Genomic DNA, 18,430 nt, shown 5'->3' with positions numbered 1-18,430 from the left:
TACAAGGAAAAGAAACTTCCACTCCAGTGGGAGCTGTTACCGTTAATAAAGAAGAATATAACCTTCGTGTCATCGGGGATATAAAAAATATAGATGACATTAAAAACATCACTGTTGCACCTCAAGTTAAATTACAAGATGTTTCTCAAATTGAACTTAAACAACACTACGATACAATCTCACATATAAACGGCGAAGAAGGCACTGGATTAATCATCATGAAAGAGCCAAGTAAAAATGCAGTTGCAATTGGAAAAGAAATCGATAAAAAAATTAAAGATATAAGTAAACAATATAAAGATCAGTTTTCTATTAAACTTTTAGCATCAACTCATGAGCAAGTTGAAAATGCTGTTACTAGTATGGGAAAAGAAGTAATCCTTGGAGCAATTGCGGCAACTCTAATTATCTTAATCTTTTTACGTAACTTCCGAACGACACTCATTGCTGTTGTCAGTATTCCATTATCTATTTTATTAACACTCTTTTTACTACACCAATCTAACATCACACTTAACACTCTAACACTTGGTGGTTTAGCCGTTGCAGTTGGACGTCTCGTCGATGATAGCATCGTTGTCATTGAGAATATTTTCCGCCGGTTACAAAAGGAATCTTTCTCTAAAGATATTATTCTCGATGCAACGAAAGAGGTCGCCGTCGCAATTACTTCTTCCACCTTAACAACGGTCGCTGTTTTTTTACCTATCGGCCTCGTATCAGGAGTAATCGGAAAATTAATGTTACCTATGGTATTAGCGGTCGTATATTCTATACTATCGTCCTTAATCGTTGCACTAACAGTTGTTCCACTTATGGCTTTTTTACTACTCAAAAAAACAAAACACAAAAAGCCAAGTTCTTCACCACGATATGTGGCTACATTAAAGTGGGCTCTTTCGCATAAATTCATTATTCTACTTACTTCTTTTTTATTATTCGCAGGATCGATTGCTGCCTATGTATTACTACCGAAAGCGAATATAAAATCTGAAGACGACACAATGTTATCTATTAATATGACTTTCCCAGCTGATTACGCTCCTGAAACACAAAAACAAAAAGCCTTTGATTTCGAAAAGAAGCTACTTTCTAATTCAGATGTAACTGATGTTATTTTACGAATGGGATCTAGCGCAGAAGATGCACAATGGGGGCAAACGACGAAAAATAATCTTGCCAGTATATTTGTAGTCTTCAAGAAAGGCTCTGATATTGATCAATATATTAAAGAGTTAAAAAAAGAACATAACGCTTTTGAACCCGCTGAACTTGATTATATAAAAACGAGTTATTCAAGCTCTGGCGGCGGCAATAATTTGCAATTCAACGTAACAGCCACTAACGAAACGAATTTAAAAGAGGCTGCTACTATCGTCGAAACAAAACTAAAAGATATGGATGATCTTTCTAAAGTAAAAACGAATTTAGAAGACTCTAAGAAAGAATGGCAAATCCATGTTGATCAAACAAAGGCCGAACAACTAGGATTAACACCAGAATTAGCAGCTCAACAAGTAGCATTCCTTATGAAGAAATCACCTATTGGTGAAGTTTCAATCAATAACGAAAAAACTACTATTATGATAGAACATAAAAAAGAAAGCATTACTAAACAAGAAGACATTTTAAACACAAACATACTATCACCTATTAATGGACCAATTCCTTTAAAAGACATTGCAACTATTTCAGAAAAGCAACTTCAAACAGAAATCTTCCATAAAGATGGAAAAGAAACCATTCAAATTACCGCAGAAGCTTCAAATGAAAATTTAAGTAAGGTAAGCGCAGAAGTGAACAAAGCGATAGCCGACTTAGATTTACCTAGCGGAGCCAAAGTAAATATCGCAGGCGCCACTGAATCTATGCAAGAGAACTTCACAGATTTATTCAAGATTATGGGGATTGCAATCGGGATTGTATATTTAATTATGGTTATTACCTTTGGGCAGGCGCGTGCTCCTTTTGCAATCTTGTTCTCCTTGCCATTAGCTGCTGTCGGCGGTATTTTAGGATTAATCATTTCAGGAACACCAGTTGATGTAAATTCCTTGATTGGCGCATTAATGTTAATCGGGATTGTCGTTACAAACGCTATTGTATTAATAGAAAGAGTACAACAAAACCGAGAACACGGTATGGAAACGAGAGAGGCCTTACTTGAAGCAGGTTCCACTAGATTACGCCCAATTATTATGACAGCTATTACAACAATCGTCGCTATGCTACCACTCCTATTTAGTCAATCACAAGCAGGAAGTATGGTATCGAAAAGTTTGGCAGTCGTTGTCATCGGCGGTTTAGCAGTCTCAACTGTCCTTACATTAGTAGTCGTTCCTGTAATGTATGAACTATTAGATAAAATCGGGAGAAAAAGACGCTCTCGTAGAAAAATAAATACTTCTACAGAAACACCTGATATTTAAACGAAAAAGCGTTATCTTCACGAATGAAGATAACGCTTTTTCTCTACCTACTCATATAATCCATCATTTTTTCTGCATACCGCTCTAGAGGTTCACTAGAATTCACAATAAGATATTCACTATTTAGAGGTCTTTTACTACCATTTAACCACTTTTTAAAAGCTACTTCCGACTCTACCTTTCCAATTTGACTGACCAGACGCTTACGTGTTTGTAGTCTCATATTAATCTCTTCCATATCATTCAGATAACACTCAATATATTTATATTTCACACCATGTTTATTAGACAGCTTAATTCCTTTTTCAACCATCCCTTCATATAGACATGGACTATCCAATATCACACTATGTCCTTGTTCTAAATATGAATCAATCAATGCCCATTCAGCATCATACGCAAGTCCACCAATAATCGTTGATTCAATACCTTTCACTTCTAGTGATCTTAACAATGCTGATTTCAAAACGTCATGATCTACAATTATAGCACCTGTTAACTCCCCTATATACTTAGAAACTGTAGATTTTCCCGATCCTGGAAAACCTGACATTTGCAGAAAAAACAAATTAAACCCACTCCCTCATTTTCATCTTTTCATCCCACTATTTGTGAGCAGTAAAACCCCACTGTTTAAAATTTCACTTTATCTATATAACGAATTACAAATTCAACAATCGCTATACCTTTTCCTTCTATATTAAAACGCAAAAAGAACCCCCTACTTATAAATAGAGAGTTCTTCTTTATAACTTATGCCGCTTTTACCTTCTTCGTCGTTTTACTTTTTCTTTTCGCTCCTGTAAAACGTTTGTGCAATATAGATGCTACTAAGCGTGAAATAACATTGAATAGCAATACCATAATAATTAATACAGCTGCAGACTTTGTCGCAATTAACTTCGCATCCGGAATAATTCCTTCAGAATTTAACTTCCAAATGTGAACCGCTAACGTTTCAGCTGGTCTAAATGGGTTTAAAGGATGAGCAGGACTTGAGAAGTCCGCTGCTGAATTTAAAATTGGAGATGTTAAACCCGCTGTATAAATTAATGCCGCCGCTTCACCAAATATACGACCTGCCGCTAAAATAACACCTGTAATAATTTGTGGTAGTGACGACGGAATAATAATACGAGTGATCGTTTGCCACTTTGTTGCACCTAATCCAAGACTCGCCTCTTTCACATTAGAAGGAACCTCTGAAATCGCATTTTCACAAACACGAGTTAAACCTGGCAAGTTTAAAATTGTTAAAGCAAGGGCACCACCCATTACTGTGTATCCCCATCCTGTCATTGTAACGAACACTAACAAACCGAATAAACCAACAACAATAGAAGGTAAAGATGCCATTGTCTCAATACATAAACGAACAAAGTTTAAAAAACGTCCTTGTTTTGCATACTCTGCTAAATATATTCCAGCGCCTAATCCGAGAGGAATAGATATAATAAGCGTTATAACAAGCATATAGAAAGAATTGAATAACTGCGGACCAATCCCACCACCAGCTCTTGTATTACTTGGTTCTCCAAACAAGAAATTAGGATCCCAAAAACCCCATCCCTTTTGTAAAATCTCAAACACTAAGAACACTAGTAAAGCTACAACTAAAGCCGCAACCGCATAAAAGATACCTGTCCAAACTTTATTTACCGTTCTTGCATTCATTATTATCGCTCACCTCTTTGCCCAATTGCTCGAATCACTAAAATAAACAGGAATGAAATAACAAGTAAAATCATTGCTAAAGTCCATAGCGCATTGTTCCAAGCAGTTCCGTTTAATGTATTTGTCATGTCCATTGTCAAAATACCAGTTAACGTTGCTGTCGGGCTATATATGCCTTCTGGTAATTTAACCGTATTCCCAATTACCATTTGAACCGCTAATGCTTCACCAAAAGCACGCGCTAAACCTAAAACAATACCTGTTAAAATCCCCTTTTTCGCAGCAGGAACAATCACTCGGCTAATCGCTTGCCATTTCGTTGATCCTAAACCATAAGAAGCTTCTAAATAATCAAATGGAACAGAGCGTATTGCATCAGAAGCGATACTAGCAATAGTAGGCAAAATCATTATACTTAATACAACAATACCTGCAATTAAACTAAAGCCCACTCCTCCAAACGAATCACGTAATAGCGGTACTAAAATTGTAACCCCTAATAATCCGTATACAACCGAAGGAATACCAACTAATAATTCTAAAACAGGCTTCAATACTTTATTTCCAAACTTCGGCGAAATTAAATTCATGAATATAGCAAGAGCTATAGCAATTGGCGCACTAATAATAACCGCACCTAACGAAACCACCGTTGAACCTACAATAAAAATTACAGCCCCGAAAGTTCCCTCATCAGCATTTGGGCTCCATTTTGTCGATGTTAACATTTCAGTAAACGAGATACCACTTTGCGTAAATGATTGAATTCCTTTACCGCAAATAAATGCAATAATAGCTAATGTAACTAAAACAATAAAAATACCACAAAACGTAACAAGTGATCTTCCTATATATTCACTTTTCACGTAATTAATTTGTTTTTTCCCCTTCATCACAGGACAGACCCCACTTCATAAATTGAAATGAACAGGACTGGCCTTGCAGCCAGCCCCATAAATTTTATTACTTATTTAATTTAGACATTGGAATATAACCCATATCTTCTACTTGCTTTTCAAAATCTTTACCTTTTACATAGTCAATGTAAGCTTTTGTTGCTTCTTTTGCCTCACCTTTCGTTACCATGTACTCGTAAGACCAGAATGGATATTTACCAGACGCAATGTTTTCAACTTTTGGTTCAGCACCATCAATTTTCACTGTTTGTAGCGCACCTTTTTTCTCGCCAACCATGTAAGACATTGCTAAATAACTTACTGAACCTGGAGTAGAGTTAATCGCTTGTTCTACTGCACCGTTAGAATCTTGTGTAGTACCAGTTCCATCATTAATTTTCGCGTCTTTCATAATTGTTTTTTCAAATGTAGCACGTGTACCAGAAGAAGCTGGACGATTGATTACGTTAATTTTTTCATCTTTCCCGCCTACCTCTTTCCAGTTTGTTACTTTTCCAGTGAAGATATCTTGTACTTGTTGTACTGTTAAATTATCAACTTTTACATCTTTATTTACGACAAGTGCGAATGCAATACCCGCTACCTTGTTATCTACTAATTCTTTCGCCTTATCAGCATCTTTTATTTTATCTGCAGATGGAACATCTGAGTTACCAATTTGGACCGCACCAGAAGCTACTTGGTTAATTCCAGTTCCACTACCGCCACCTTGCACTTGAATAGAAACGTTTGAATTTTTCTCCATAAATTTCTTTCCAGCTTCCTCTGCAAGAGGTTGAAGTGCTGTAGAGCCTGCAGCTGCTATCGTACCTGACAATTCTTGTTTTGCATTATCGCTTCCTTTAGCATCTTTACCTGATGTCTCTTCTGCTTTTCCACATCCCACTAATGAACCCGCTACCACTAAAGCTGCTAAAGAAAATTTAATACCCTTTTTCATGACCATGTCTTGTACCCCCATTTGGATTATCACTTTTCACATTTATCTACTTCTTTCGAACACAAATTCATTGTAGGACAATAATATTATGTGAGTGTTAAGCAATTTTTAATTTTAAGTAAATGACGATAATAATCCTTAAAAACTAGGAATCCCAACATTTATAGTTAAAGAACCCAACAAAATCCACACTAATTAAGCTGTAATGTAAATTTACTCTTAACAATGTAAATTAAATGTAAATGTTTTTCGCTCTTTTTCCCTTTTAGTTAAAGTTACATTTACAATTCCGTTGTATTTTGTTACTTTTACGCGCCTAATTTATGTACATTACACAGAATTTCAGTAATATTTTTTAGTACAACTAAATAAATTGGAACAATTCTAAAAATAAATGAATATTTTTAAAGTACCAATTGACAGCATCATCCAATGTAGTCTACTATATTACTAACAAAAAGTTTACCTAAGGAAACTTTTTAAACTTAAACTAACAATATAGAGATGAGGTAACTTTTATGGTATCGGCTAATAAAAAACCACTTTCCGAATTTAAGACTGGAGAGTTTGTACAAATTGAGAAGATACAATTAGAAGGAACTATGAAACGACGTTTATTAGATTTAGGATTTATCCCAGGCGCAACAATTAAAGTATTACAACGCAGCCCACTTGGAGATCCGGTCGCTTATCAAGTAAGCAACACAACTATCGCACTACGCAAGGAAGAAAGTTCCCTTATTTTCGGGGTATTAATAGGAGATGATTTCAGATGAGCAAACATCGCATCGCTTTAGCTGGCAACCCAAATACCGGGAAAAGTACATTATTTAATACTTTAACAGGTTTAAAACAACATACTGGAAACTGGACGGGAAAAACTGTTTTAAAAGCTGAAGGAGAATATGAACATAACGGTAGTAAATATACATTAATAGATTTACCTGGGACTTACTCACTATATTCAAATTCTGCGGATGAAGAAGTAGCAAGGGATTATATTATATTTGAAAAACCAGAAGTAACTGTAGTTGTTGTAGATGCAACAGCAATGGAAAGAAATTTAAATTTAGCACTTCAAGTGATGGAAATGACGAGTAACGTAGTCATTTGTATTAACTTAATTGATGAAGCTGAGAAAAAAGGCATCGTTATCGATGAAAAAAAATTAGCAAAATCACTTGGTGTACCTGTAGTTAAGATTTCCGCTCGTAACCGAGTAGGCATCGGTCATTTACTAAATGTCATTGCTAAAGTAGCAAATAAAAAGCTAATTCCAGCACCAATTAAAGTTACTTATAGTGAAAAAATCGAAAATATGATTCGAGAATTAGAACCACAAATTTATAAAGTATTCGGTGATACGTATCCAGCACGTTGGATTGCATTACGTATATTAGATGGAGATAAAAATTTCTTAACTGCACTTGAAAAACATCATAACGAACCACTTGTAAGGGAGGTCGTAATCAATGGAATCTCACTCAGCCAGTAAAGCTCTTCCATTAGACTATATTATTCAACACGCTCAAACACTTTCAAAAGAAGATATACGAGATGATATTGTCGGAGATATTTATCGAACATCTGCAAGCATCTGTAAAGAATCTGTTCAATATACAAATACGGATAAATTATATCGTTCTGAAAAACTAGATAAAATTTTCACATCTCCAATATGGGGATTCCCAATTATGCTCGGTATTTTATCTATCATTTTTTATCTTACAATCGCTGGTGCTAACGTACCATCTGATATGATTGCTGAGTTTTTCGGATGGGCCGAAGGATATTTAACTTCTTGGTTCCAAGCAGCACACGCACCTGAATGGTTACATGGCATTTTAATACTTGGTTTATTCCGTGGTATCGGCGCTGTTATTAGCGTTATGTTACCACCTATGGCCATCTTTTTCCCTATGTTCGCACTATTAGAAAACTATGGATACTTACCACGCGTTGCGTTTAATATGGACCGCTTATTCAAACGCTCTGGTGCACACGGTAAACAATCTTTAACAATGGCAATGGGCTTTGGTTGTAACGCTGCAGCTATTATGTCAACACGTATTATTGAATCACCACGTGAACGTATGCTTGCAATCTTAACAAATAACTTCGTACCTTGTAACGGTCGCTGGCCTATGTTAATTTTAATGGCCTCATTATTTATGGCTGCTGGTTATACAGGTAGTATGCAAACACTTGTTACTGCGGGCGTTGTAGTTGGAATGGTTGTAATTGGTATCGTTATGACATTAACTGTTTCTTGGGTACTATCAAAAACAGCTTTAAAAGGCGTTCCAACTCACTACACACTTGAGTTACCGCCGTACCGTAAGCCAAAGGTTTGGAATACAATTGTACGCGCAACACTCGATAAATCAGTTTATGTTTTAAAACGAGCTGTTGTTGTAGCTGCCCCTGCGGCTGCATTAACTTGGTTACTAGCTAATATTTTCATCGGTGACACAAGCTTACTTATGTATTTTGTAAATTTTCTAGATCCATTTGCTAAAATGTTAGGACTTGACGGCTTTATTCTAGCTGCTTTCATTCTTGGACTACCAGCGAATGAAATTGTTATCCCGATTTTATTAATGTCTTACTTATCAACCGGAGCTTTAACTGAAATAGATGATTTTAATCAAATTAAAAATTTATTCTTAGAAAATGGTTGGACTTGGTTAACAGCGTTAAACACAATGTTGTTCTCACTTCTTCATTTCCCATGTGGAACGACACTGGTTAACATATATAAAGAAACAAAAAGTGCAAAATGGACATTCTTATCGTTTGCAATCCCTACCGTTATCGCAATTGTTGTGACATTCCTCTCTACACAATTGGTACATTGGTTAGGGCTTGTATAAAAACAAAGCATACATAGAAGGTATCCCCCTTCACATATGCTTTGTGCGAAAGAAACCTGAAATTATTCAGGTTTCTTTTTTTGTATATCAGTATTCCAAGGCTGCGCTCCATACGTTGTAATTTTTTTATGAATGTAGTATACAGCTCCCGGAAGAACTGCCATTAATACTGTGCAACTAACCCCTAATCCAGTAAACACCTTCCATCACCTTACTTTACTCTTTTTGGTAAAGCTGAACCGGAATGTTCAATTGTTGGATGAACATGAACAGTAACCTCAACATTACTAAAGTAATTTTCACCTTGATCCCAATTCTTATCTATCTTCTTCCATTCTTTATAATTATGCCGCTTATATACTTCCCCTAATTCTAATACATCTACCTTATATTTTTTTTGAACAAGCTGAATGGATTTTCGGATACGCGTCTCCATTTCCTTCGAAATATCCTTCTCTAAACGTTTTTCATTCAAGACCTTTTTATAATCGCTAAAGTGTAACTCAGCTATTGTACCTTCCAAGAATAAGTGAATATTAAACTTTGGTTTTGTAACATTCGTTGTAGATACTTTAATTTTCCGACGCAACTTATGAATTTCATATGTAATAAGTTGATTCTTTTTGCGGATGGTAAAAAAACCTCCAATTTTTTTACCTATTATATAATTCATTCCTAATGTTTCTTCCCCATTCAAACTACCTACACACTTATTATCTTTCCCACGAAACAACGCTGCCCCGTTCATTTGTACACCTTGCTTTGTTAATTCAAGAATAGGTAATACGAAACTTCGGCTCGCGATCATCTTTTCCTGAACCTCACCAATTCTTGCAGCCTCAATCATTTGGGCATTTTTCGGAGGATGTTCAGCTAACATATCAATATACTGTGCCGGTAAATTTTCAGGTTTTGCACTCTGTTTTAAAATAGCTTCAGCATTCTTCTTCGAAACAAACAAACGAATATTTCTTCTCATTTCATGATCGCGAATATATACATCTAACGTATTTTGCAAAACATACGGATTCGCCAGTAATTCTTCCGAAAAAATAATCACTTGTATATGCGGAAAAAATAATGTTCGACTAATTTTTTTAGCAATAATTCGGATTTGCTCAAAGACACTATCTGCTTTCGCACTCACATTAATATAATTTTCACTATCTCCACCACCTTGTCCCCCTTGTTGCGCTAGCTTACTGGGAAGTACCATCTGATACGTCCCTTTCATAATCGGATTCGATTTCTTTTTTTTCACGATATCATAGGCTGCACCTACTACAAATCCTCTTTCTTCTATTTCTTCTAGCTCAGAGCACCCACTGATAGATCCAACTAAAACCATAAACATTATAACTTTAAGAAGGTGTTTCATTTCTACCATTCCTTCTTTTTATTTTATATACAATAAAAACTAACAAAGGTGCTAACACGACAAACCCCATATCTATCCAAGCTAAATAAGTTCCGTAATTTGACAATTCCTTCAAACTACTAGGTATCATATTCACCATAAAAATAATCGGGGCACTTACAAAAATGAAAATATGTTTCTTCACTTTCGGAAACATAGCACAAAATAATAAAGATGCGACATCATAATACATGGCTGTAGTGTTATAAATAGTAATAATCCAAGTAGTGAAAAAAATCGCATCAAATCTTTCTAAAAAGCCTCCACCAATTTCAATTTCTTTCCCTAGTTCAATTGTTGGATATGTTAATCCACGGGTTGTCATATACGTAAAAACACTAATACAAGTTAAATAAATTAAAATGTACGACAGCACATTTACTATCACCGCTTTTGCAACTGCCATTGGTGCTTTTTTTGCTGTCTTATCATTCAGCAACACAGCATAAAACAGAGCTACTTCAAATCCAATAAACGTAAAAATAGAATTTTTAACTCCAACAGCATATTGACTCACTTTCGTTTGAAAGGCTGGTAGTAAATTATTTATTTCCATTAAATTTATATTCAATAAAGAAAGAAGCACGATCGCAATTAAAACAATAGGTAAAAATAGAACATTTAACCTTAATAAAGCTGCTCTAGATCCTGCTATTCCATAAATAACAACTAATAAGAAGAAGAAAGACAGTAGTTGTATTGGTGTATCACTAAACAAATACGTTTGAGAAATAACTGAAATCATTCGCGATTCATATGCTGTCAACGCAGCAAACGTTAATACTAAAATGCTACTAATCGTGTATGCAACAGGCTTTGTCAAATGCGCACTCGTATATTGAACAAAATTTTGTTTCGGGAATAAAATAGCTATCCTCGTTACAAACCAACCTAAAACTGCACACACCAATCCACCCAAAAGCAAAATAATCCAACCGTCCGAAAATAAGGTTTGGTTAGCGATATCTCTCGGCATAGACAATGCTCCTATACCAATAATGGTCGAAGATACCGCAAACCCAATTTCCCGAGATCCAATCTCTTCATCGCCATACTCAAATGGTTTCAATTATTCTCGCTCCTTTGGACGTATTGTAGAATCCTTCGTTTGTAAATATTCCGGTCTCTCTTTCAACATTGATTTTGGCAAACGAATAAGCTCTTCTTTCCAATCTTTATAAAAAGCTGGAGCTATAGGTGTTGTATAAGGAATACCAACACTCTTCAAATTTGTAATATGAACCGCAAGAGCAATAAGCGCTAAAATAATTCCATACAATCCAAAAGCAGTCGCTGCTAATACAAAGACGAAAAGTAAAATTCGAAACGTAATTGTGATGCTATACACCGGAAGTGAAAATGTAGCAATAGCTGTAACCGCAATAATGATAACTAAAAATGGATTTACAATTCCTGCATTCACCGCTGCCTCTCCAATTACAAGACCACCTACAATCCCAATTGTTTGTCCCATCGGTTTCGGCAACCTAATTCCTGCTTCTCGTATTAACTCCATCGTTAATGCCATCATTAACGTTTCAATATAGGCAGGAAAAGGAACACCTTCTCTTGCTCCAGCAATCGAATAAGCCAATTTAGAAGGAATAAGTCCTTGGTGATATGAGACGAGCGCTACATACATCGCCGGCATTAAAATTGCAACTATACCAGAACCCATCCGCAAAATTCTTAATAAAGTCCCTATTACCCAACGCTCATAATGATCTTCCACAGATTGAAAAATATCGACAAATACTAGCGGAGCTATAAGCGCAAACGGGGATCCATCCACCAAAATAGCTGCCTTTCCTTTCGCTAATGAGGCCACAATATTATCAGGCCTTTCCGTATTCAAAAACTGCGGAAACGGCGACAAATTATTATCTTGAATTAATTGCTCAATTGTACCCGTCTCAAAAACAACATCTGTCACTATGGATTGAAGACGCCGATCTAGCTCTTTTACAATGTAAGGATTAATAATGTCTTCTATATATACTAAAGTCACTTCTTTTTGGGATCTCTTTCCCATAATATAAGATTGAAATCTCAGCTTTGGGTCACGTAAACTACGGCGAATTAACATTTTATTCACGTTAATATCTTCATTTAATCCTATCCTCGGTCCACGTATTAAATCTTCTGTTACTGGCGGTTCTAAACTTCTTTTTTCCCAAGCTCTACTATTAATCACGATAGCAGTTTGAATATTATCAATTAATATAACTGTATCTCCCGCTAAAATCGCATTTATAATATCCGGAAATGTTGTCTTCTTACCAACTTCTGCAATAGAAATAAAGCGATCTAATAATGTTCGAACAACAGCTTCGTCTTTTTGTATCTCTTCATATTGAAGCGTACGAACTACATATTTATAAACATTATCCTTATCTGTTAACCCACATAAAAAGACAACAGCACAACGTGTAAAACTACCAGCAAGGACAACTTCCCTAATTGTTAAATCATTAGGCGAACCTAATTCACCCCTAATTTCTTCCATAACTTCAAACAAGTTACCTTTTAACTCTAACAAGTCCCCCACCTAACTTCCTTTTCAACAAGTTTTTAGTTAGATTCCGCTAATAGAAGAAAATATATACAAAAAAGAGCTATCTCTTTTCAAAGATAGCTCTCGCATATGGATTACTTTTCTACTATTATATTGTCAGCTTTTATAGACACATTTTTCGTGAACCCGCTAACGATAAACATCACAATCATATTCATTAACAACGCGACTATACCTACATTTAAATCTTTTATATATTGAGGGAAACTCGGAAACATCGTAGCTATAGTTGAACCAGATAAAGTAATATACGCAACCACTAACAACCCAATCCCCATCCCTGCAATCGCTCCTTGCTTCGTAATAACCTGACGTGGAAACAAACTACATACAAGTGCCGGGAAAAGTTGTGTCACTATACTATATCCCATTAAAAGAAGTGCCCCTATCGTTTCTCCACCTTTAAAAGTAAACAAAACAGCTACAAGCGTTACTACAGGAACAAATAATTTCGCTACTTTTGCCACTTGTCGATCCGAGACAGATGGGATCATTGTTCGGTAAATATTTTTCGCTAATAATGTAGAAGCGGCCATGACAAGCATAGAACCTGGAACTAATGCCGTTAAAACTCCAGCACTACCAATAACCCCAATAAACCAAGGATCAAAAGTTTGAAGAGCCAGACGGAATAACGAAAGGTCTACATCCCCTCCCTTTAATCCAGGAACTTGCAAGATAGCTGCGAACCCTGCAAAGAACACGAAAAGTAAAACTAAAGAGTACAGTGGCATAATGGCCGCATTTTTACGAAATACTTTTTCATTTTTTGCAGAGAAAGCAGAGGCAAATGTATGGGGCCACATATAGAAACCGAGAGCTGTTAATACAATAGTAGAAACAAACCAAGAAATGCTCATTCCTTCATCAGGTAAAGATAAAAATCCTGGTTTTGCTGCTTCTACAGCTTCAAACATCGGCTGAAATCCTTCGTAATAATGGTACGGTAAATATATACCTAAAAACATAACGATAAACAGGATCATAATATCCTTCAAAGCGGCCGTCCAAGCAGAGCCATGTATACCTGAAACCATTACATATATTGTTATAACAATTGCGCCAATCCACACTGCGATAACTGGTGATACCCTTCCGTAAGACGCTTCCGAAACGATAATTCCTAATCCTTTTAACTGTAAAACAAGGTATGGGATAATCGAAATAACCCCAATGATAGAAACGATAAGGCCAAGTGCCTGACTCTTATATTTCTTCACAAAAAAATCTGGCTGCGAAACTAGATTATGCTCTTTTGCATACTTCCAAACTGGTGGTAATAAAAAATAAGATAAAATATAAGCTAACGCACCATAACCTAAAATATAAAAAGTAGGTGCTCCTTTACTATACGCCCATCCACTTCCACCTAAAAATGTGAATGTCGTATAAATTTCACCTGCCATAAGAAGAAAAACAAAAATAGTACCAAAGCCTCTTCCTCCAACTGACCATTGCTCTAAATTCATATCTTTTCCATGTTGCGCCCGAATTCCTAAAAATAGTGCGAGAAACAAAAATAAAATAATGATAAGTAATGCGGTCATTTTACATCCCCCTTATTAGCAGGATCAAATACGTACACAATCCCCATACAAAGAGATGTAATAAGCACTGATAATAATATCCAAAATAATAAAAATGGCATCCCTAATATGTAAGGAGTAACTGAATTAGCAAATACGGGGCCGACAACTAAACAAAAAACTGGAATAAGCGCTAATACGTGTATTTTCTTCATCTCATTCTCCTTTACTTATGAAATTCATAATCGATGATACAAAGACTTGCACGCCAATTGGTAATGCATCTTCATCAATCGTAAAACGAGGATGATGGTGAGGATATATAATTCCTTTCTCTTTGTTTCCTGCTCCGATAAAAAAGAATGTCCCTGGTGCTTTTTGTAAAAACGCTGAAAAATCTTCTCCAGCCATGGTCGGCTGTAAACGAGTAACTCGTTCTCTTCCATAAAGCTGTAATGCTGTTTGCTCAATAATCTCTGTAACTTTATAATCATTTACGACGGGACGATATCCATATTCATAAGAAAACGTATATTTCGCTCCGTAAGCTTCCGTCACATGCTTTACAATCTGTTCAATTCTTTTCTCTGTTTCCTCTCGCAACTCATGTCTTAAACTCCGCACTGTCCCTTCAATCTCCGCTTGTTCTGGAATCACATTATGAGTTGTCCCAGCGTGAAATTGCGTAACAGATACTACAAGAGAATCTAACGGATTCGTGAGGCGAGAGACAATTTGCTGAAGTTGCGAAACCACTTGTGTACCAATTGCAATACTATCAACTGTTTCATGAGGGATTCCAGCATGTCCACCTTTTCCTTCTATTATAATTTTAAAAACATCTGGAGCAGCCATTGCGGGACCATAAATTACACCTACTTTTCCAACCTCTAACGATGCCCAAAGGTGAGCACCAATAATATAATCGACCCCTTCCATTACACCCGCTGCAACCATTTCCTCTGCACCACCAGGAAAGTTTTCTTCAGCATGTTGGAATAGAAAACGAATCTCCCCTTTAATTTTCTCTCTTGCTTCTACTAACTTATGTACAACTCCAAGTAATATCGCTATATGTCCATCATGGCCACATGCATGCATTACACCCGGATATGTAGAAATAAAGTCAAACTCATTTTCTTCATGAATAGGAAGAGCATCCATGTCAGCACGAACCGCAATAGTTTTACCAGGCTGCTTACCAATTAATCTTGCCATTACACTATATTTAGTAGGTCTTGATACTTCTAAACATGGAATTTCTCGAAGTATATCGAACACAAACTGCGATGTTTTCTCTTCTTGAAAAGATAACTCTGGATACTTATGAAAATGTCTTCTCCACTCAATCAATTGATTTTTCGATACAACTAGTTTCTTCGCTACATCCATTTCTCTTCTCCCCTTCTTCACCAAGTTAAATGTTATTATAACGTGAATTGTTAACTTTTAAAAGAATCTTCTGAATTTTCTATTATAATTATTTAAAAATAAAAAGCCATCAAAAAGATGGCTTTTTCATTATTATAAAATAGTAATCGCTTGTTTCCCCATTTGCTCCCACGCTTTCTCAAACTCTGCTCGTGGAACAGCAAAACGTGGATTATTTTTTAGAGGATCATTTACATATACAAAGTTTTGATCGTATCCAACAACTACTACACTATGCTCAAAATATGTAATTTTCACTTCACCAGAACTTGTATTCCATGTTTCAAAACTACTTTCAGCTAGCGACTTAAATGTTGTATTAATAATAACCCATACTGGAGAACCAGAACTAATTACCTTATATAGATCTTTCACATCTCTATCTGTTAAATTAATTACTTTTTCAGAAACATATTTTTCTGCTAAATTAAAGATTGGTTTATTGTATACACCATATCCTGGTTCAGCTTTCGTATAAATATTTCCAACAAATCCCTCATACGGATTTCCACGCAAACCATTTTGTTCAAATGGAACTCGATGAATTTCACTAGCAAGTTGCATCTTATCTACTTGCACACCTTTATATTGTAGCAACATAGCTAAGCTTGTCACCTCACATCCACGAGGTAATTCTGGTAACTGCTTTATAAACGGAACATTTTCAATCATAGCCGCTTCTTTCATTTCAGATAGAAAATCTAAGCGTAGCACTTGTGCCTTTTGTATAATCTTATCTTTCCCTATAAAAAACGCTGCAGCAAATATAATTCCAAAAACAAAAAGATATTTTAACTTTTTCATTTTAAACAAAACTCCATCAATTATTATTTTACAGACATACCCCTTACCATTGTACCTTTCTTCTTGCTAGTTTGCTAGAAAGATTCTGTGAATTATTGTTCATAACTACATCGTTATAAAATTCTAATTATTTTTAATAAAAAGAAAAAACAATATACTTTTTAGCAACATTTTGCTAAAATCAAAATTATTAACATAGTGAAGATATCACCTTGTTAATAAACACATTCTTAGAGTATTTAGTCATAGTTCGTTTTTTTACATACTTCATTCATTTCATAGCAAATAAACTGAGTATGTGTCACATCCCCCACTAATGATTAAAAACTCAGAATGAAAACCAGTTAACACATATAAGAAAATAACGGGGTGAGGGGCATATGAATCAACAAGTAGAACAAACAGATTTAAAACGTACAATGAAAAGTAGACACCTATTTATGATTGCACTTGGTGGTGTTATCGGAACTGGCCTATTTATGGGATCTGGTCAAATCGTCCATAACGCCGGCCCTGGTGGTGCTATTCTTGCATTTTTAGTCGGTGGATTTGTTATGTATTTAACGATGTTATGTCTTGGTGAATTATCCGTAGCTATGCCAGAAGCAGGTTCATTCCAAAGCTATGCAAGCAAATTTATTTCACCTGGTTTTGGTTTTGTTGTCGGTTGGATGTATTGGTTAAATTGGGCTGTTACAGTTGGAGTAGAGTTAACAACTGTAAGTATTTTAATGAAACGATGGTTTCCAGACGTTTCTTCGTGGATTTGGTGTGTTACATTTGCGGCAGCACTCTTTCTTGTAAACGCTTTATCAGCAAAAGCATATGCAGAAGCAGAATTTTGGTTCGCAAGTGTAAAAGTCGCAACTATTGTTGTTTTCATCGTACTCGGTGGTGCAGTTATGTTCGGTCTACTAGACTTTAACGGAAAACCAGCTCCAATGCTTCACAATTTCACTGAAAATGGCGGCCTATTTCCAAATGGTGCATTAGCTGTTCTTCTTACAATGATTACAGTAAATTACTCCTTCCAAGGAACAGAATTAATCGGAATTGCTTCAGGAGAAAGTGAAAATCCTGAAAAAACAATTCCTAAAGCAATCAAAAATACCATTTGGCGCACACTATTCTTCTTCGTCCTAGCAATATCAGTTGTTGTAGGTTTACTCCCGTGGCAAGAGGCTAATCTAGTCGAAAGTCCATTTGTACTTGTATTTGATGTAGCTGGTGTTCCATATGCAGCAGACATTATGAACTTTGTTATTATTACAGCTGTATTATCCGTAGCCAATTCTGGTCTATACGCAAATTCGCGTATGCTTTGGGCGATGGCAAAACAAGGAATGGCAAGTCCAGCATTTACGAAATTAACTAAAAAAGGTGTACCACTAAACGCATTGATTTTCAGTCTAATCTTTGCAAGTCTATCCCTATTAACAAGTGTATTTGCAGCAGATACTGTCTTTTTAGTTTTAACATCTATCGCAGCAATGGCTGCTGTTGTCGTTTGGATGTCAATTGCGGCTTCACAGTTTTTCTTCCGTAGAAACTTCGTGAAAAACGGTGGTGACATAAATGATTTAAAATATCGCACACCACTTTATCCGCTCGTTCCAATCGTAGCGTTCTCACTCAATTTTATTACATTTGTTAGTTTAGCTTTCATTCCAGATCAGAGAATCGCTCTTTATTGCGGCATTCCATTTATGGTCATTTGTTACATTTTATATCAAGTGAAATATAAAAAAATTGTCACATTTGAACAACAACAGACTATTTCACAAGAAATAAACTAAATATACTAAATATTCAGCTATCTTTCTTATGATAAGATAGCTTTTTTC

General features: G+C 35.7%; 17 protein-coding genes (1 of these 17 only partly in view). 5 read left to right on the top strand and 12 right to left on the bottom strand.

Annotated elements, in window-relative coordinates:
* Positions 1-2,429: the 3' portion of an efflux RND transporter permease subunit gene (locus BGI23_RS03710; protein WP_070805253.1), read on the top strand. Its footprint begins 616 nt before the window's first position; only the last 2,429 of its 3,045 coding nucleotides appear in the window; its start codon lies beyond the left edge, outside the window; the stop codon is at positions 2,427-2,429.
* A 43-nt stretch (positions 2,430-2,472) separates the two neighbouring features.
* Here BGI23_RS03710 and BGI23_RS03705 read toward each other — a convergent pair whose 3' ends face one another.
* The 4 genes from BGI23_RS03705 to BGI23_RS03690 form a co-directional block, all read right to left on the bottom strand.
* Entirely contained in the window at positions 2,473-2,997 is a 525-nt protein-coding gene (locus BGI23_RS03705; RefSeq protein ID WP_070805252.1) for a P-loop nucleotide/nucleoside kinase family protein, read from the bottom strand.
* 185 nt (positions 2,998-3,182) lie between these two features.
* Entirely contained in the window at positions 3,183-4,103 is a 921-nt protein-coding gene (gene pstA / locus BGI23_RS03700) for a phosphate ABC transporter permease PstA (protein WP_000994142.1), read from the bottom strand.
* Positions 4,104-4,105: 2 nt separating this feature from the next.
* On the bottom strand, positions 4,106-4,996 hold the full coding sequence (pstC, locus tag BGI23_RS03695; RefSeq protein ID WP_000676680.1) for a phosphate ABC transporter permease subunit PstC: 891 nt from the start codon (positions 4,994-4,996) through the stop codon (positions 4,106-4,108).
* 70 nt (positions 4,997-5,066) lie between these two features.
* Positions 5,067-5,966, bottom strand: coding sequence for a phosphate ABC transporter substrate-binding protein PstS (locus BGI23_RS03690; RefSeq protein WP_000245119.1), 900 nt, complete (start codon positions 5,964-5,966; stop codon positions 5,067-5,069).
* 512 nt (positions 5,967-6,478) lie between these two features.
* Here BGI23_RS03690 and BGI23_RS03685 point away from each other — a divergent pair.
* From BGI23_RS03685 to BGI23_RS03675, 3 genes are read left to right on the top strand one after another with little or no spacing between them, the layout of a single operon-like run.
* Complete coding sequence (locus BGI23_RS03685) at positions 6,479-6,736, top strand: FeoA family protein (RefSeq protein WP_000252986.1); 258 nt, start codon at positions 6,479-6,481, stop codon at positions 6,734-6,736.
* Positions 6,733-7,455 (top strand): FeoB small GTPase domain-containing protein, encoded by a 723-nt coding sequence (locus BGI23_RS03680; RefSeq protein WP_000033860.1) that lies wholly within the window; start codon positions 6,733-6,735, stop codon positions 7,453-7,455. The genes BGI23_RS03685 and BGI23_RS03680 overlap by 4 nt, the downstream gene beginning before the upstream one ends.
* Positions 7,433-8,833: a nucleoside recognition domain-containing protein gene (locus BGI23_RS03675; RefSeq protein WP_000443601.1), complete on the top strand. Its 1,401-nt coding sequence runs from the start codon at positions 7,433-7,435 to the stop codon at positions 8,831-8,833. Before BGI23_RS03680 ends, BGI23_RS03675 begins: the two co-directional genes overlap by 23 nt.
* Positions 8,834-8,895: 62 nt before the next feature.
* On the opposite strand, the gene BGI23_RS28265 is transcribed toward BGI23_RS03675, so the two are convergent.
* The 8 genes from BGI23_RS28265 to BGI23_RS03635 form a co-directional block, all read right to left on the bottom strand.
* Positions 8,896-9,033: a hypothetical protein gene (locus BGI23_RS28265; RefSeq protein WP_070805251.1), complete on the bottom strand. Its 138-nt coding sequence runs from the start codon at positions 9,031-9,033 to the stop codon at positions 8,896-8,898.
* Between the two features lie 11 nt (positions 9,034-9,044).
* The gene (locus BGI23_RS03665) at positions 9,045-10,211 is read right to left on the bottom strand and encodes a Ger(x)C family spore germination protein (protein ID WP_070805250.1); all 1,167 of its coding nucleotides are present in this window, start codon (positions 10,209-10,211) and stop codon (positions 9,045-9,047) included.
* Positions 10,195-11,319 carry a spore germination protein GerLB gene (gerLB, locus tag BGI23_RS03660; protein ID WP_070805249.1) on the bottom strand — a complete coding sequence of 375 codons (1,125 nt, stop codon included), beginning with the start codon at positions 11,317-11,319 and terminating at the stop codon, positions 10,195-10,197. The genes BGI23_RS03665 and gerLB overlap by 17 nt, the downstream gene beginning before the upstream one ends.
* A complete protein-coding gene (gerLA, locus tag BGI23_RS03655; RefSeq protein WP_157441017.1) occupies positions 11,320-12,798 on the bottom strand; it encodes a spore germination protein GerLA in 1,479 nt (492 codons plus the stop codon).
* Positions 12,799-12,899: 101 nt separating this feature from the next.
* Positions 12,900-14,372, bottom strand: a complete 1,473-nt coding sequence (locus tag BGI23_RS03650) for a sodium:solute symporter family protein (protein ID WP_070805247.1) — start codon at positions 14,370-14,372, stop codon at positions 12,900-12,902.
* Positions 14,369-14,566 carry a DUF3311 domain-containing protein gene (locus BGI23_RS03645; RefSeq protein ID WP_000719858.1) on the bottom strand — a complete coding sequence of 66 codons (198 nt, stop codon included), beginning with the start codon at positions 14,564-14,566 and terminating at the stop codon, positions 14,369-14,371. Before BGI23_RS03645 ends, BGI23_RS03650 begins: the two co-directional genes overlap by 4 nt.
* Before the next feature lies 1 nt (position 14,567).
* On the bottom strand, positions 14,568-15,743 hold the full coding sequence (locus BGI23_RS03640) for an amidohydrolase (RefSeq protein ID WP_000382143.1): 1,176 nt from the start codon (positions 15,741-15,743) through the stop codon (positions 14,568-14,570).
* A gap of 132 nt (positions 15,744-15,875) precedes the next feature.
* On the bottom strand, positions 15,876-16,586 hold the full coding sequence (locus tag BGI23_RS03635) for a C39 family peptidase (protein WP_070805246.1): 711 nt from the start codon (positions 16,584-16,586) through the stop codon (positions 15,876-15,878).
* Between the two features lie 380 nt (positions 16,587-16,966).
* On the opposite strand from BGI23_RS03635, the gene BGI23_RS03630 reads away from it, so the two are divergent.
* Positions 16,967-18,382, top strand: coding sequence for an amino acid permease (locus BGI23_RS03630; protein ID WP_001076078.1), 1,416 nt, complete (start codon positions 16,967-16,969; stop codon positions 18,380-18,382).
* The last annotated feature ends 48 nt before the right edge of the window (positions 18,383-18,430 follow it).

Origin of the sequence: Bacillus sp. ABP14, assembly GCF_001831375.1 — a bacterium.
Classification (GTDB): Bacteria; Bacillota; Bacilli; order Bacillales; family Bacillaceae_G; genus Bacillus_A; species Bacillus_A paranthracis.
This window is presented reverse-complemented; position numbering and strand designations above follow the sequence as displayed.

Coding starts and splice junctions, on each gene's coding strand:
- pstA (WP_000994142.1), bottom strand. CDS start 4,103: ATGAATGCAAGAACGGTAAATAAAGTTTGGACAGGTATCTTTTATGCG.
- pstC (WP_000676680.1), bottom strand. CDS start 4,996: ATGAAGGGGAAAAAACAAATTAATTACGTGAAAAGTGAATATATAGGA.
- BGI23_RS03690 (WP_000245119.1), bottom strand. CDS start 5,966: ATGGTCATGAAAAAGGGTATTAAATTTTCTTTAGCAGCTTTAGTGGTA.
- BGI23_RS03685 (WP_000252986.1), top strand. CDS start 6,479: ATGGTATCGGCTAATAAAAAACCACTTTCCGAATTTAAGACTGGAGAG.
- BGI23_RS03680 (WP_000033860.1), top strand. CDS start 6,733: ATGAGCAAACATCGCATCGCTTTAGCTGGCAACCCAAATACCGGGAAA.
- BGI23_RS03675 (WP_000443601.1), top strand. CDS start 7,433: ATGGAATCTCACTCAGCCAGTAAAGCTCTTCCATTAGACTATATTATT.
- BGI23_RS03665 (WP_070805250.1), bottom strand. CDS start 10,211: ATGAAACACCTTCTTAAAGTTATAATGTTTATGGTTTTAGTTGGATCT.
- BGI23_RS03650 (WP_070805247.1), bottom strand. CDS start 14,372: ATGACCGCATTACTTATCATTATTTTATTTTTGTTTCTCGCACTATTT.
- BGI23_RS03645 (WP_000719858.1), bottom strand. CDS start 14,566: ATGAAGAAAATACACGTATTAGCGCTTATTCCAGTTTTTTGTTTAGTT.
- BGI23_RS03640 (WP_000382143.1), bottom strand. CDS start 15,743: ATGGATGTAGCGAAGAAACTAGTTGTATCGAAAAATCAATTGATTGAG.
- BGI23_RS03635 (WP_070805246.1), bottom strand. CDS start 16,586: ATGAAAAAGTTAAAATATCTTTTTGTTTTTGGAATTATATTTGCTGCA.
- BGI23_RS03630 (WP_001076078.1), top strand. CDS start 16,967: ATGAATCAACAAGTAGAACAAACAGATTTAAAACGTACAATGAAAAGT.